The 14,666-nt window shown below is 69.7% G+C and carries 9 protein-coding genes; 4 read left to right on the forward strand and 5 right to left on the reverse strand.

The genetic code is table 11. The features are described 5' to 3' along the window. Positions 1 to 70: 70 nt before the first annotated feature. On the reverse strand, positions 71 to 1,288 hold the full coding sequence (locus ABVF28_RS09950) for a PDZ domain-containing protein (protein WP_371030349.1): 1,218 nt from the start codon (positions 1,286 to 1,288) through the stop codon (positions 71 to 73). A 130-nt stretch (positions 1,289 to 1,418) separates the two neighbouring features. Between ABVF28_RS09950 and ABVF28_RS09955 the strand changes: the two genes are divergently transcribed. After that, on the forward strand, positions 1,419 to 2,786 hold the full coding sequence (locus tag ABVF28_RS09955; RefSeq protein WP_179556488.1) for a zinc-dependent metalloprotease: 1,368 nt from the start codon (positions 1,419 to 1,421) through the stop codon (positions 2,784 to 2,786). Positions 2,787 to 2,881: 95 nt separating this feature from the next. Then, positions 2,882 to 3,346 carry a hypothetical protein gene (locus ABVF28_RS09960; RefSeq protein ID WP_371030350.1) on the forward strand — a complete coding sequence of 155 codons (465 nt, stop codon included), beginning with the start codon at positions 2,882 to 2,884 and terminating at the stop codon, positions 3,344 to 3,346. A 307-nt stretch (positions 3,347 to 3,653) separates the two neighbouring features. Here the strand turns inward: ABVF28_RS09960 and ABVF28_RS09965 are convergent, their stop codons facing one another. Together ABVF28_RS09965 and nudC are read right to left on the reverse strand one after the other, a co-directional pair. Then, entirely contained in the window at positions 3,654 to 5,426 is a 1,773-nt protein-coding gene (locus ABVF28_RS09965; RefSeq protein ID WP_371030351.1) for an ATP-dependent helicase, read from the reverse strand. Continuing rightward, on the reverse strand, positions 5,410 to 6,348 hold the full coding sequence (nudC, locus tag ABVF28_RS09970) for an NAD(+) diphosphatase (protein ID WP_371030352.1): 939 nt from the start codon (positions 6,346 to 6,348) through the stop codon (positions 5,410 to 5,412). Before nudC ends, ABVF28_RS09965 begins: the two co-directional genes overlap by 17 nt. Positions 6,349 to 6,442: 94 nt before the next feature. Here nudC and ABVF28_RS09975 point away from each other — a divergent pair, with 94 nt between their 5' ends. Beyond that, on the forward strand, positions 6,443 to 7,633 hold the full coding sequence (locus tag ABVF28_RS09975) for a phosphotransferase (protein WP_371030353.1): 1,191 nt from the start codon (positions 6,443 to 6,445) through the stop codon (positions 7,631 to 7,633). Here ABVF28_RS09975 and ABVF28_RS09980 read toward each other — a convergent pair. Both ABVF28_RS09980 and ABVF28_RS09985 read right to left on the reverse strand, forming a co-directional pair. Next, complete coding sequence (locus ABVF28_RS09980; protein WP_371030354.1) at positions 7,608 to 10,904, reverse strand: ATP-dependent helicase; 3,297 nt, start codon at positions 10,902 to 10,904, stop codon at positions 7,608 to 7,610. The two genes, ABVF28_RS09975 and ABVF28_RS09980, sit on opposite strands and share 26 nt — an antisense overlap. Beyond that, positions 10,901 to 14,272 carry a PD-(D/E)XK nuclease family protein gene (locus ABVF28_RS09985; RefSeq protein ID WP_371030355.1) on the reverse strand — a complete coding sequence of 1,124 codons (3,372 nt, stop codon included), beginning with the start codon at positions 14,270 to 14,272 and terminating at the stop codon, positions 10,901 to 10,903. The genes ABVF28_RS09980 and ABVF28_RS09985 overlap by 4 nt, the downstream gene beginning before the upstream one ends. A gap of 166 nt (positions 14,273 to 14,438) precedes the next feature. Between ABVF28_RS09985 and ABVF28_RS09990 the strand changes: the two genes are divergently transcribed. Continuing rightward, complete coding sequence (locus tag ABVF28_RS09990; protein WP_104253871.1) at positions 14,439 to 14,663, forward strand: DUF3107 domain-containing protein; 225 nt, start codon at positions 14,439 to 14,441, stop codon at positions 14,661 to 14,663. The last annotated feature ends 3 nt before the right edge of the window (positions 14,664 to 14,666 follow it).

The raw sequence follows: 14,666 nt of genomic DNA on the forward strand, positions 1-14,666 counted from the left end.
TGTTTTCCGAGAAAGGGGAACTAGGAGAGTTTATCTGGCAAGTGCCTGGCAAAACTGAGACACCGCCGCCTCAGGAGCCGAGCACCGACTCGCAAGTGCGCAGCGAGGTCGTCTCGTCGCCTTCGCCGACGGTCTGGATGACCTGCTCAGCCTCGGTGAGCGACGAGACCGCGTACACGGGGATCCCACCCGGGATACCGCCGTCGATGACGTCCTGACAATTGTCGGCCGGGGCGAGGAAGAGGTCCGCCCCGACCTCGACGGCCGCGTACAGCTTCTGCGTGATGCCGCCGATGCTGCCGACGGTGCCGTCCGGGGACATCGTGCCGGTGCCGGCGACGTGAAGCCCCTGGGTGAGGTCGCCGTCGACGAGCTTGTCCGACACGGCCAGCGCGAAGATGAGCCCCGCGCTCGGCCCCCCGACGTTGCCGAGCTCGATGCTCACATCGATGGGGAAGTCGTGCTGCGTGGAGACGGTGACGCCCAGCAGGGCTCGCTCCTCCCCCTCGACGACACCCGCGCGTGGCGTGATCGAGAAGGTCTTGGACTCGCCGCCCCGGTCGACAGCGACGTCCACCGGCTGCAGGTCGTCCAGATTGCCGCCTGAGGCCTCGGCGACCGCCGCCGGGAGGCCCTCGGTCGAGTCGACCGGGATGCCGCTCACCGAGGTGACGAGGTCACCCGGCTCGAGCATCCCTGCCGCTGCCCCGTCCTCGCCCACCGAGACGATCGCGAGTGCCGTTCCGACGTCGTACCCCTCATTGAGGAGCGCGGCAGCGATCGCATCCGCTTCCGAGCCCTGCATCAGCGCAGCGTTCTGCGCGTCGCGCTGCTCGCCGGTCTCGGCATCTGCGTAGTACGCCTCCACGGGAAGCACGTCGTTGGAGGGCGTGACGAGGGCGAGGAACACCTCGAACCAGTTGGGCAGGTTCTCCGGCCTTCCGCCCACGTTGACGGTCATGACATCCAGCTGCCCGTCAGAAGGCTCGAACGTGTCCGCTCCGCCGATCGTGATGACCTCGACCTGCGTGGGGTCCTCCTGCGACGCCTGCACGGTGCCGAGCGCATCGAAGACGGGACCGGGCGAGCGCACGACGTACGGGGCCGGGCTGAACCCGAGCGCGACGAGCAGCAGCATGCCGATCGACAGGAAGACGAGACCGATGCGCGCCCGGCGGGTCCCCTCTTCGCTTCGACGGCGGTTCGCCTCGTGCGCTCTGGCGAACGCCTCGGACTGCTCGCGCACACGCGCTTCACCCTCTGGTGAGGGCTCTGAGAAGAAGGTCACTGCGCTCGTTTCGATGTCCTGCGGCCATTGTTCGCCCGTGGCGCAAGGCACTCGGCGCATACGCAGTCACGGCGACCCTTCCTTCGAGGGGCCACGAGCTAGCGTAGATCCAAGCGCTGGGAGGTGCGGAATGAGTGATGCACAGGGACCGATTCCCGACGACGGATCCGAGGACGAGCTGCGCAAGCTGCTTCGTGAGCTGCTGAGCGGCCAGGGCGGCTTCGACCCTGCGAAGCTGGCTGGGGTCGCGGGGCTCCCGAACGACCCTGCCGCGGTGCAGGCACTGCTGTCGCAGCTGCAGGCGGCAGTGGCGAACCCGGGAAACGGGCTCGACTGGCAGGTCGCACGAGACCAGGCGCGCCGGGTCGCGCAACCGAAAAACCGCGAGATCAGCTCGGAAGAGGCCGCCCGCTTCGACCAGGCGTTCCGCGTCGCGCAGCTGTGGCTGAGCGAGGCGACCGAACTCGGCGAGCTCAACGAATCCCCCGCGACGCTGACCAGACTCGAGTGGATCACGGGCTCGATCCAGTTCTGGACGTCGCTGTCCGAGCCGGTCGCCACGAGCATCGCGGATGCGCTCATGAACGTGCTCACCGAGCAGACACCACCAGAGATGGCGCAGCTGCTCGGCCAGTCCTCCTCGATGATGCGCGGCATCGGCGGTGCCATGTTCGCGGTGCAGCTCGGCCAGGTCGTGGGGAACCTCGCGGAGGAGGTCGTCGCCGGAGGCGACATCGGCGTGCCGGTCCTCGACCACAGCAGGCCCTCGCTGCTGCCGCAGAACATCGACGACTTCGCCGAGGGCCTCGACGTCGACCGCGAGCAGGTCGAGTTGTACCTCGCGGTGCGCGAGACCGCCCACGCGCGTCTCTTCCAGCACGCCAAATGGCTCCGCCTGCATCTCATCTCGTCGATCACCGAGTTCGCCAGAGGGGTGAGCATCGACGTGTCCCGCATGGAGGAGCTCGCGCAGACCCTCGACCCGAGCGACCCGGATGGCATCAGGGCCGCGCTCTCCGAAGGCGCGTTCATCCCGCCTCGCACCGAGCAGCAGGAGGCGGCGCTGGCGCGACTCGAGACGATGCTCGCGCTCATCGAGGGCTGGGTCGACGTCGTGACGGAGGACGCGACCGCGCGGCTCCCGAAGTCCGTTGCGCTGGCCGAGACGGTCCGCCGTCGGCGAGCCGTTGGTGGACCGGCGGAGCGCGCGTTCGCGTCGCTCGTCGGGTTGGAGCTGCGTCCCCGTCGCCTCCGCGAAGCGGCAGCCATGTGGAGGGCCGTGTCCGAAGCCCACGGCGCTCAGGTTCGCGACGAGCTCTGGGCGCACTTCGACGCCCTTCCCACCAGTGAGGACATCGACCACCCGGAGGCGCTCGTGACGAGGCTCGGCTTCGGCGAGCTTCCGGCGGACGAGTACGACGAGGCGCTCGCGAAGTTCCTCGACGACCCGACGGCGTTCGGAGATGCGCCCGAGGGCGGCGACAAGCCCACCGGCTAGCGGGATGCGGCCGGCGGGCTCGACCCTCCGGCCGCGCCCCCGCCTGCCTGTGGAGAACTCCTGCGCGGGACCGCGAGTTCCAGCATGATCTCCGCATGGACCTGCGACTGCCTCCCGGTGTGCCGATCGTGTGGCGCTCCCCCACGGTTCTCCAGCTCGGCGGGGTTGCCGCTCACGCGATCATCGACGTGCCGAGCACGGGAGCCGAGCGCTTCCTCGAATCGCTGCGTCAGCAGGGCACGCTCGAGCAGTTCCAGGAGCGTGGCTCCCGACTCGGGCTGACCAGCGCCGAAGTGCGCGACCTGCTGGACGCCGTCAGCCCGCTGCTCGAGGTGGCGCCGGTTTCGCCGCGCAGACGGGCGACGAGACCCGCGAGGGGCGTACCGCGGCGACCACCGGTCGTCCTGGTGCGCGGCACCGTCGCGGGCGACGACCTCTCCGAGCACATCGCGGCGCTCGGATGCACCGTGAGGCGTGCCGGAGCCGACTATCGGCCTCCGAGACCCGCCGAGATCGGGGTGGTCGTCGACTGCGCCGACTACGTCCTGCCGCCGCGGTGATACGCGCCGCTGATGGCCGACGATGTCCCTCACCTCGTCGTCATCGCGGAGGACCTCGGGGCGACCGTAGGGCCGTTCGTCGTTCCCGGCCGCACGCCCTGCGTGCGCTGCGACGATCTGCACCGACTCGACGCCGACCGGGCCTGGGCGGCCATCGCCACGCAGCTCGCTGTCACCGACCGGGTCCCGCTGCCGCGATCCACTCGAGAGATCGTGCGCAGCCTCGTGACGAGATCGGTGGCCTCCTGGCTCGCCGAGGGACCCGCGTCAGCAGATTGCGGTCCCGAGTCCTGGAAGCTCGACGCCGTCAGCGGCGAGGTCCACCGAACGCACCGTTCGTTCCACGGCGAATGCGGGTGCCGAGCTCTGCCAGGAAGCGAGACGCGGGGCGCTCCCCGTCGCGTCTCCCCCCGAACTGCGCATGCGTCAGGCGGAGCCGCTTCCGTGCGCGCGTGACGGCCACGTACAGCAGGCGCCGTTCCTCGTCGAGCTCCGCCTGCGACTCGGCGTACCAGATGGGCAGCAGGCCCTCGCTCGCCCCGATGATGGTGACGCTGTCCCACTCGAGCCCCTTCGCCGCGTGGATGCTCGAGAGCGTCACGGCTCGCAGCTCCGGTTCGTACTGCATCTTGGCCCGCTGCTGCAGCTCGGCCGAGAACTCAGCGAGCTTCGTGCCGTGCGGCTGCGCATCGGCCAGCCGCAGAAGCGCGTCCCACGAGTTCCAACGGTCGCGGAGCGCGCCGGAGTCGGCGGGCGGCTCGTGTGTCCACCCGAGGTCGCGGAGTACGTCGCTGACCGCCTGGAACAGGGGCCCCTCGGTCTCCTGCATGACGGCGGCACGCAGTGCGCTGAGCGCCTGGCGCACCTCCGGCTGCTCGAAGAACCGGCGCTGCCCGATGGCCGAGTAGGCGATCCCCGCGTCCTGCAGGGCCCGTTCCACGGCGGCGGCCTGCACGTTCGTTCGGTAGAGCACGGCGATGCTCTCGATCGGGATGCCGCCGCGGAGATCCTCGCCGATGCGGTGCACGACCCCGCGCGCCTCATCATCGTCATCGTGGAACTGCAGCACCTCTGGCAGCGGCTCACGCCTCGGTGTCTCGGCGGCCGGCTCGAGCGTGAGCGCGTAGGGCACGTGACGGGCGACCTCGTTGGCGACGCCGATGATCGCGGATGTCGAGCGGTAGTTGTCCTCGAGACGCACGACCCGCGCGTCCGGATAGCGCTCGGGGAACCCCGTCAGGAAGGAGCTGGACGCCCCGGCGAACGAGTAGATCGTCTGCGCCGCATCGCCGACGACGCACAGCTCGCGTCGCTCCCCGAGCCACAGCTGCAGCAGTCGCTGCTGCAGCGGCGAGACGTCCTGGTATTCGTCCACGACGAAGAACCGGTACTGCTCGCGGACACGCTGGGTCACCCACGGTTCGAGCTCGAGCATGCCGACGGTGGCCAGGAGGACGTCCTCGAAGTCCATCTGACGACGCTCGTCCTTGATGTCCTCGTACGCCTGCAGCAGAGCGAGAGCCGCGTCGTCGCCGACGCCCTTCGGCAGCGATCGCGTCGTTCGCAGCTGGATCGCGTACTCCTCGAGCGAGAGCTCGCGCACCTTGCGCCATTCGATCTCCGTCGCCATGTCCCGCACCCCCGCCGGGTCGAGGCGCAGGCGGATGCGCTCGGCGGCCTCGGCGATGAGTCTCCCCTTGCCCTTCACGATCGCCGGCGCGGGCCCGCCGACGGTGTGCGGCCAGAAGAAGCCGAGCTGACTCAGCGCGGCGGCGTGGAACGTTCGAGCGGCAACACCGGAGGCTCCGAGATCGCGGAGGCGTCCGCGCAACTCGCCCGCCGCCTTCGAGGTGAAGGTCAGGGCGAGCACTCGGGACGGGTCGTACACGCCGGCGCGGATGCCGTAGGCGATGCGGTGCGTGATGGTGCGGGTCTTGCCCGTCCCGGCGCCGGCGAGGATGCAGACCGGTCCGACCAGGGCCAGCGCGGCCTCACGCTGCGCGTCGTTGAGGGAGGCGAGGAGGCTGACGTCTGCCGTCGAGGCCTGCGCCGGTGTCTCCGATTCAGTCGAGGTGACCACTGAGCCACGCATCGATGATCGCGCGGGCGATCGAGGTGGGGCCGGGGAGCCGATCCTCGATGGCGCGCACCTCGTCTCGAGTGAACCAGCCGAGCTCGACGATCTCGTCGTTGTCAGGTTCGACGCTCGCGGGGTCCTGGTCCGGGTGGAGCTTGGCGGTGAAGCCGACCATGATGCTCGCGGGGAATGGCCACGGCTGCGAACCCAGGTACCTCGGTTCGACGACGTGGGCCCTGGCCTCCTCGTAGATTTCGCGTGCGACGGCGGCTTCGAACGACTCTCCCGGCTCGACGAAGCCCGCCAGGAGCGAGAAGCGTCGCGGGTTCCACCGCACATTCGCGCCGAGGAGGATGCGATCATCCCGGTCGAGGACGGCCGCGATGATAGCCGCGTCCGTGCGAGGGAAGCTGACGTGCGACTCGCCCTCCGCCTGGCGCACCCAGCCGGCGAGGCCCGAGCTGGTCGCGGAGCCGGTGCGCGGCGAGAACCCGTGGGTGTCGTGCCAGTTCGTGATGGCGAGCGCCTCCGTGAACAGCCCGCAGTGCACAGCGCCCAGGTGCGCGGCGGTCTCCATGAGCCCCGCCCAGAGGCGCGCATCCGGCTCGAGGGCGGCCGCGAGATGCTCGCCGACGCTGACGGACACGACGGAGGTGCCCTGAGGCAGCCCGTCGTCGTCGGCGAGCGTGCGACCGAGGTAGATGGCCTCGCCGATGACGGGTGCCAGGATCGACGCGCGTTCGCTCGTCGCGACCAGCAGCTCGAGCTTCGGCCCGTCGCCGTCGGAGCGCATGAGCGCCTTGCCTCCGCTCAGGACGAGCACGCGGGTGGCGTCATCGGCGAAGAGCGCCTGAACGAGACCGGGCTGGCTCCGACGCTCGTGGTCGCGATCGGTCTGCTGCTGGGCGAGGGGAAGACGAGACATGAAGTGATTCATAGGCGGACTCATCCTAGGTCGCCTCGACGCCGTGCGGGCGTGGCACTCGCTCAGCCTGGACCCTGCCTCCTAACCTGGACCCATGGCTGAGCTCTCGCTGGAACTCGCGGCACTTGCCGTGGCCGCTGTCCCCGACCTCGATGTGGCTGCGGCCCTCGAGCACACGTATGGGGCGCACGGCGACTTCGACGCCGCCCTGCTGACGCTCAAGGACGGCGAGACGATCATCGCTCGGCGCCCGACGTCGTCCGCCGCGGCGCAGGAGCAGCTGGCCGACGTGCGCGCGCTGGCCGTGTTGACACCCGGGATGCGCAGCCGACTCCCGTTCCAGGTGTCCGAGGCGCTCGGCAGCCTGGCCGGTCAGCGCGAGCGGGTCGCCGTGTACACGTATCTGCGCGGGATCCCCGCCGACCAGGAGACGCTCGAGCCCGGCACGCTCTTCCTCGTGAGCCTCGGTCGTGCCATCGCCGCCATCCACTCTCTTCCGAAGGGGCCCGTCGAGGCCGCGGGCATGCCGACGCTCACCGCGACTGAAGCGAGGCAGGCCGCCGCGCAGACGATCGCCCGAGCGAAGGAGACCGGCCGTCTTCCGGTGACGCTGGACCGGCGGTGGTCGGCGGCCGTCGACGACGATTCGCTCTGGCAGTTCCAGCCGACGGTCATCCATGGGGCGCTCGGGCTCTCGTCGATCATCACCGACGGCAATCAGGTGCGCGGTGTTCTCGGTTGGAGCGACCTGCGCGTCGGCGATCCTGCTCGAGACCTCCACTGGATCTCGTCCCTCGATGGCGCTATCGCTCGCGGGATTCTCGATGAGTACACGGACGAGGCCCCCGGGACCGTGGATCGGCAGCTTCGACAGCGCGCACTGCTCTACGCAGAGCTCGAGCTCGCCCGCTGGCTGCTCCACGGCGTGGATGCCGGCGACGCGGACATCATCTCGGATGCGGAGGGGATGCTCGACTCTCTGGTCGACCGCATCCACCGTGCGCCCGCTCAGCCGCTGGTCCACGAGACGCTTCCTGTGCTCGATATCGCCGAGGTGCAGGAGCTCTTGAAGGAGGCCGCTGGTCGCCGCCCGGCGCACCAGCCTGCCACGCAGGACACGGGGAGCGCCGTGCTGACCGGACTGCTGCACGGCGCCGACTCTGGGGCCCCTGCCGGCGTGCATCCTGACGACAGCCCGGAGGTCGACGTCGATCACGCAGCCGAGGACGACCTCGACGACGACACTCCCCCGAACGACTTCATGCAGACGGACTCGCGGCGCTGAGCGCAGCTTCCGCCTCTGCGAGCAGACGTTCGAGCTCTCGGCGCCCTGTGATCTCCGGGACTCGGATCTCCTCGCCTTCGCGGACGTAGACGAGCACGGCGTCGATGAGCTCGGGCGCGATACCGGTGTGCTCCGAGTAGGCGAGCGTGTAGAGCGCGAGCTGCAGCTGACGCTCCCATCGGGCGCTCTCACCGCTCGGCACGCGACCGGTCTTCCAGTCGACGACCTCGATTCGGCCGTCGTGCTCGAAGACGGCGTCGATCTTGCAGACCACGGTGCGGTCGCCGAGGCGGAACTCGATGGTCTGCTCCACGAGAATCGGGGTCCTGTGCGGCCACGGCGTCTCGAGGAACGCGTCCTGCAGGCGTTCGAGTTCGGCGAAGTCGGCGCCTGACGCGTCCGCGAGGCTGCCAAGTGCCGCGTCTTCCGTGCCGAAGATCTCGGCCATGCCGAGGAGGTCTCCGCCGACGTTGGGCGCGGCGTAGTGAGCCTCCACCCAGGCGTGGAACATCGTCCCGATCCGGGTCTGTCTGAACGGCTTCTGCGGCATCGGGCGTCGCAACTGCGCCGCGATCTCGGCGGGATCGGTGACGAGGTCCTTGAACTTCGAGGCCGCGAAACGTGACGGGAGCTGGATGCGCGTCACCGTGCTGCGGTCGGCGCGTTCCCGGAGGAGGAGGTCGATGCGTCGATCGAGCGCTGCGTCCGGGATCGTCGCGCCGCGCTGAGCACTGGCGACGGCCGCTGCGAGCTCGTCCACCCGCCGGCGGCGGGCCTCGGTGAACGGCTGATGCGGCCACGCCACGCTGTCTGCGGCGAGTGATTCCGGCGCATCCTCGAGCGTGTTCTCCGGCGGGGTCTCGATGATGCCCGCGTCGGCGAGCTCGCTGACGAAGGTCGAGACCTTCCGTGGCGCCTTGTGGATGGCGCTCCAGTAGGAACCCGTGATGAGCAGCTCGTGGCGCGCACGCGTGTAGGCGACGTAGGCGAGTCGCCGTTCCTCGTCGTCGTTGCGCTCCCTGATGCGCTCCTTGAGCTCGACCATGAGGTCGGCGAGCTCCTTCTGCGACTCCGCCTCCCGCCAGGGCAGCGCCGGCCGGTCGTGGGCGTCGAGCAGGAGCTCGTACGGGATGGCACCGCGCCGGATCCAGCCGAGGCCCTCGCGTGATGAGCTGGGCATCTCCCCCTCGACGCTCCGCGGCACGGCGACGAAGTCCCACTCGAGTCCTTTGGAACCGTGGATGCTGAGCAGCTGCACGACCCCTGGCTCGGCCTGCTCCTGGACGGGGGCGAGCGTGTCGTCCCCCGCGGCGATCTCGACCCAGTCGAGGAACGCGCCCAGGTCGGCATCCGGCTCGGCGGACGCGAATGACGCGGCCGCTTCGACGAACGCGTCGAGGTTGCCCACTCTGGCGATGTTGCTGGGGTTCGCGGTCACTTCGAGGTCGAGACCCATGATCGAGATGGTGGTGTCGACGAAGCTGGTGATCGGGAGTCCCGAGTTTCGTCGGAGCTCGGAGATCAGGTCGTTCACCTTCGGGATGCGGCGGAGCGCCTCGTCGCTGAGTTCGGTCAGCCAGGCGTCCGGCTCGTCACGCCTGGCCGCGCCCCGGATGCGGGTGGCGAGGAAGTCGAGCGCCTCCTGCAACGGCACCTCGTCGTCGCCGCTTGCGAGTTCTCGTCGGCTCGCACGGACGTCGTCCGCGAGGGCAGCCATGGTGACGTCCCGGTTGGCGAGGCGCCGCGAGATGTCGTGGATGACCTTCACGTCGGCGAGTCCGAACCGGTACTTCGCGCCGACGAGCAGCCGGATGAGCTCGTTGCCCGCGGTGGAATCGTGGGCGACGCGCATGGCGCAGCGGAGGTCGACGACTTCCGGCGAGGAGAGGAGCCCGCCCAAGCCGATGACCCTGTTGGGCACACCGGCACGGGTCAGTGCCGCTGAGAAGAGCGGCAGGAGCTTGCGGGCGCGGAGCAGCACGGCTCCCGAGGGAGGCTTCGTCTCGCCACCGCCGCTGCCGACGATGCGGTCCCGCATCCACGTGGCGACGGCATCCGCCTCATCATCGAGAGTCTCGGGGAACGCCAGCGAGACCGTGCCCGCGGCCGCACCCGGCCGCGGGCCGAGCTGGGTGACGCCGGGGTCATTGGCCTCAGGGAGCCTGGAGGCGACCTGGTTCGCCGCGTCGAGGATGCGCGCGTCGTTTCGCCAGGAGATCGACAGCTGGAAGGTGGGCTCTTCCCCTGGCGGTGCGATGCGCGTTCTGAAGTCGCGGTGGAATCGACGCATGTTGCCGGGGCTCGCGCCTCGCCACCCGTAGATGGACTGCTTCGGGTCGCCGACAGCGAGGACCGGGTGATCGCCGAAGATCGTTCCGAGGAGGCGAGTCTGGCCGACGCTCGTGTCCTGGTATTCGTCGAGGATGACGAACCGGTGCCTGCTTCGCAGCTCCGCGACGACGGCGGGTGTGCCCGCGCAGATCTCCGCCGCGAACGTCACCTGGTCGGAGAACTCGATGAGACCGCGCTTGCGCTTCTCGAACTGGTAGCGCTCGGCGAGCGCGACGAAGATCGGCAGCTCTTCCAGGATGGCGACGGCGTCGGTCACCGGCTTGCTCGGCGTGTTCGCCTTGCCTCGGCCCGGCAGCTGACCGACCCGCCGGAACTCGGCGACGAACGCGTCGCACGCGTCGGCGGAGAGCTGGTTGTCTCTCATCGCCCTCGCGACGTTGAGCGCGAGGGCCGTGATGGCCGCGAGCTGCAGGTCGAGCGAGCTGAGGCGTTCGTCGTCGCTCGCGAGCACGACGCTGCGCATGAGCGCGAATGCGGTCATCTCGTCGACGATTCGGGCGTCCGGCTCTTGTCCGATGAGGAGGGCGTTCTCCGAGAACACGCGGTTCGCGAACGAGTTGTAGGTCGACACCTCGGGGGAAGCGAACTCGTCACCCCCGACCAGCCCTTCGCTGCGAAGCCGGGCGAGGGCCAGCTGCACGCGTTCTCGGAGTTCCCCCGCTGCCTTCCTGGTGAAGGTCAGACCGAGGATCTCGGTGGGATGCACGCCCTGAGCGGCCACGAGCCAGACGATGCGCTGCACCATGGTCTGGGTCTTGCCGCTGCCAGCTCCGGCCATCACGAGACTCGGCGCGGGGGGCGCTTCGATGACGAGACGCTGCTCCGGGGTCGGTTCGAGCATTCGCGACGGGTCGTTGTCGGCGAGTGCCAGCGCGATGTCGCCGTGCGTGACGGCTGCTGCGGGCCAGGTGTGCGTCATTCGGTGACCTCCGGTGCGGCGTGCAGTGCGCACGCTCGTCCGCCACCGAACGAGCCGAGGCAGTGCGACTCGAGGTGGGCAAGATAGTGGGCGTCGGCGACGTGGTCGCTGCCTCCCGTCTCACGGGAGGGCTCAGGGATTCCGACCATGCCGAGGGCGACGGTGCGGACGCGGTCGAAGAACTCCGCGGTTGCCGCTTCGTCGAACGGCTGCTGGGTGCGCTCGCTCCACTCGAGTTTCGAGGTCGGCTTCGCGAGGAAGACGAGCTTCGCCTCGTGCACCTCTGCGGCGGGGATCTCCCCTCCCTGGTCGCTTCGCGGGGGAAGCTCGACGGACTGGGGCGGACGATCGACGGGGTCGCTCACCGCTCCCGTCGAGAGGGCGAGCTGGTAGGCGGCAAGCTGCGCGTTCCTTGTCATGGAGTCGTTGGACGGCATCGACTTGCCGGTCTTGAAGTCGACGACGTCGACGGAACCGGCAGCGGTGCTCTCGATGCGGTCGATCTTGCCGCGCAGCACGACCTGGGCGCTGGCGTCGCCCTCGACGCGCACCTCGATGCTGAATCCACGCTCGGCCCCGAGCAGCGCGCCGCCGCTGAGACTGACGCGGTGCAGGTAGGCGGAGAGGTTGCGTACGAGCTCGTCGACCTTCGCTCGAACGGCTTTCTCCTGCCAGGGTGCGTCGAAGTCACTCGAGCGCAGGCGCGCCTGCGCGAAGGCCGTTCGAGCCTCCAAGCTGGGGAAGTCGAACTCGGCGGCCGCGTGCACGATGTTGCCGACGTTCATGCTCTCGCTCGTGCTCCCGCCTCCGTGCGAACTCACGAACCAGTTCACGCCGCAGTCCTCGAAGCTCTCGATGCTGGACGGCGAGACCGGGATGCTCGCGTCGGGGTCGGACGGGTCGTGCAGCGGCCTGCCGGTGGTGGGCGGCAGGAGTCCGTACCAGTCGGCCGGGTCCGCGCCGGGCACGCCCTCCGCCGAGAGCTTCGCGAGACCTGCCGCGCCGGAGGTCTCGACCCCGTCGACGATCGCGGCACGACGCAGCTCGCCGACGACGCCACGCAGGGTCAGGGACCCGAGCGCTGCCTGCCCCGGCCCCGCGACCGAGTCGTTCCACGAGGTCGAGGACAGCAGGAAGAACGGCGACGGCGCGCTGTCCTCGCTTTCCTCTGCAGTCAGCAGCAGCCATTCCGAGGACCTGGAGACGGCCTGGGCGAACATGCGTCGCTCGTCGTGCAGGACTTCGAGTCGTCGGTCCACGAGATCGCGAGTGGTGTCGATGCCTCGTTCGAGCTCAGCGAGCTGACCTGCCCCGAGCAGCGAATCGCGGAGACGCAGGTTCGGCCAGACGCCGTCTGAGAGCCCGGCGACCACGACGACTCGGAACTCGCGACCGAGCACGGCGGCCGGAGTCGTGACGGTGACCGTGCCGCCGTGCGTGCGACTCGCCAGGGAGTCGGCGGTGACCTCGCTCCCGGTCCACTGCAGGATGAAGTCGTGGATGCCCGCGTCCGGCTGCCGCTCCACGAAGCGCTTGCCGACGTCGAAGAGCGTGACCAGGGCGTCGAGGTGGGCACCGATCTGCTCCGCTCGCGGCCCCGAACCCAGCGCTGCCTCGCGCCACGGTCTCGCGAGGCCGAGACGCTCCCACACGGCGAACAGGACCTCGTCGGCCGCGATGCTGCGCTGCTGGACACTCGCGGCTTCGATCTCGGCTGCGACGGCACGGATCACCGAACCCAGCTGCTGGAGGGCCCGCGTCGCACTGCGCCCGCTTGCGGAGCCGCCTGTCGCCAGCAGGCGCTCGAATGTCGCCGAGACGGGCGCGTCCGGGTCGGTCAGGAGGCGGAGGCCGGCAACGCGGGAGACGGCCTCGACGAGCAGCTCGTCGGCGGCGCGGTTTCCCCCCGCCGCGATCTCGTCGAGCCGCAGGGCACGCCGGACTCGCCGCAGCTGCACGGGATCGATCGCGAAGACCGGTGAGGCGGCGAGCTCCTCGATGGCTTCCGGGGTGAGCTCATCAGCCCCGCTCGCGATGGCCGCAAGACGAACCACCGCCTGCACCGCCTTGTCTCTCGCCGCGGGAAGGGCCTGCGAGGAACTCGTCGGCACTTCCAGCTTCGCGAGCTGGCGGCGCAGCGACTCGATGCTGCCACCGCGGCGCGTGATGACCGCCATGTCATCCCAGGGCACGTCGTGAAGGAGGTGCAGTTCACGGAGGTAGTCGGCGATCCCACGGCACTCGGCCGCCGCCGACGTGGCGGAGAAGCGAGCCACCGTCGGTGGGGCGGCCGGCGTTCGGGCGGCCGGCGCTGGGGCACCGGCCCGAGCCGCATCCGCCCCTCGGTGTCCGGATTCTCGCTGCACGCCGATGCCCTCCGTGACGCGCCGCACGAACGCTCTGAGCTCCGCACCCCCTCGATGCACGGTGCCGAGGACGAGGCGAATCGGCGCCTCGAGCGCGCCGCGCGTCTCTCCGCGCCAGTCTGCCGCCAGTTCCGGTCTCGAACCGCGGAAGCCACCCGTCGTGATGTCGGGGTCGCCGAACGAGACGATGCGCACGCCTCGCAGGGCGAAGGCCGCGAGGAGCCTTCGCCCCGACTCGGTGAACTCCTGGACGTCGTCGACCAGGAGGAGCTTGAGCTCGGCGAAGGCGTCGAGGCTGGCCGCAGAGTGCACGAGACTGGCCGCTTCGAGCACGATGCCAGGCGTGTCGAACGCGTTCGGCTTCGCCTGCTCGATGCTCTCGCGGAACTGTCGTGCGACCGCCGCAGCACCCGACCACACGGGCCTGAGATGGGCGAGCTCTGCGAGTCGCTCCGGTGTCACGTCGTACTCCGACATGGCGGCCAGGAGGTCGCGCAGCTCGGCCCTGAAGCCACGCAGCCCGATCGTCTCCGGGGTCACGGGCGGTGCCCATTCGACGGGCGCCGCGTGCAGCCCCTCCGGGACGGCCGCGGCGCGCGCCTCGAGGTCGCTCTGGATGAGCTCGGCCAGGATCGTGTCCTCGTCGGCGCCCGTGAGCAGCTGCGGGGCCTGCAGGCCGCGCCTCGCGCGATCGGCACGCACGATCTCGAAGGCGAGCGACTCCGGCGTGCGCGCCATGGCACCAGGGGTGCTGACCGCGAGTCGCTCGGCGATGCTCTCGCGGAGGCGTGCAGCACTGCGTCGGTCGGGGGTCAGCGCAAGCACCTCGGTGGTGCGCAGGCCGTCCACGAGGACGCGCCGCGCGAGCATCTCGATGAGCGTCGTCGTCTTCCCCGAGCCCGGGGCACCCACAACACTGAGATGCGACGTCTCGTCAGCCTCGAGAACGGCCATCTGCGTGGCGTCGAGGAGCACTGCATCGAGCACTGGTCCGGAAGTCATGCAGTCACGGTATCCCGGGGCACCGACATTCGACGCGCAGCCATGGCCGCAGTCCGACGTGGCCAGCACGCGTTGCGCCCACGGCGAAAGACGAGGCGAATGCGCGCGAGCCCGGCGGCCTGCCGGTAGCCTTGCCAGACACCCGTTCGCATCCGAAAGGCGCCAAGTGGAAGTTCGCATCGGCATCAAGCACGCCCCACGAGAGCTCTCGTTCGAGACCGATCTCACCAAGGACGACTTCGAGCGCATCATCGAAGAGGCAGTCGCGAAGGAAGCAGCCATCGTGAAGCTGCACGACTCGAAGTCGCGCTCCTACCTCGTCGCGACAGAGAACATCCTCTACGTGGAGCTCTCCGGCGACCAGGCTCGCCGCGTCGGCTTCATCGCCTAGCCG

It is taken from the genome of Pseudoclavibacter sp. JSM 162008 (genome assembly GCF_041366455.1).
Lineage (GTDB): Bacteria > Actinomycetota > Actinomycetes > Actinomycetales > Microbacteriaceae > Pseudoclavibacter.

Bases quoted from the DNA above. Each gene is read 5' to 3' on its own strand.
- nudC (WP_371030352.1), bottom strand. From the start codon at position 6,348: ATGTCTCGTCTTCCCCTCGCCCAGCAGCAGACCGATCGCGACCACGAG.
- ABVF28_RS09960 (WP_371030350.1), top strand. From the start codon at position 2,882: ATGGACCTGCGACTGCCTCCCGGTGTGCCGATCGTGTGGCGCTCCCCC.
- ABVF28_RS09985 (WP_371030355.1), bottom strand. From the start codon at position 14,272: ATGACTTCCGGACCAGTGCTCGATGCAGTGCTCCTCGACGCCACGCAG.
- ABVF28_RS09955 (WP_179556488.1), top strand. From the start codon at position 1,419: ATGAGTGATGCACAGGGACCGATTCCCGACGACGGATCCGAGGACGAG.
- ABVF28_RS09980 (WP_371030354.1), bottom strand. From the start codon at position 10,904: ATGACGCACACCTGGCCCGCAGCAGCCGTCACGCACGGCGACATCGCG.
- ABVF28_RS09975 (WP_371030353.1), top strand. From the start codon at position 6,443: ATGGCTGAGCTCTCGCTGGAACTCGCGGCACTTGCCGTGGCCGCTGTC.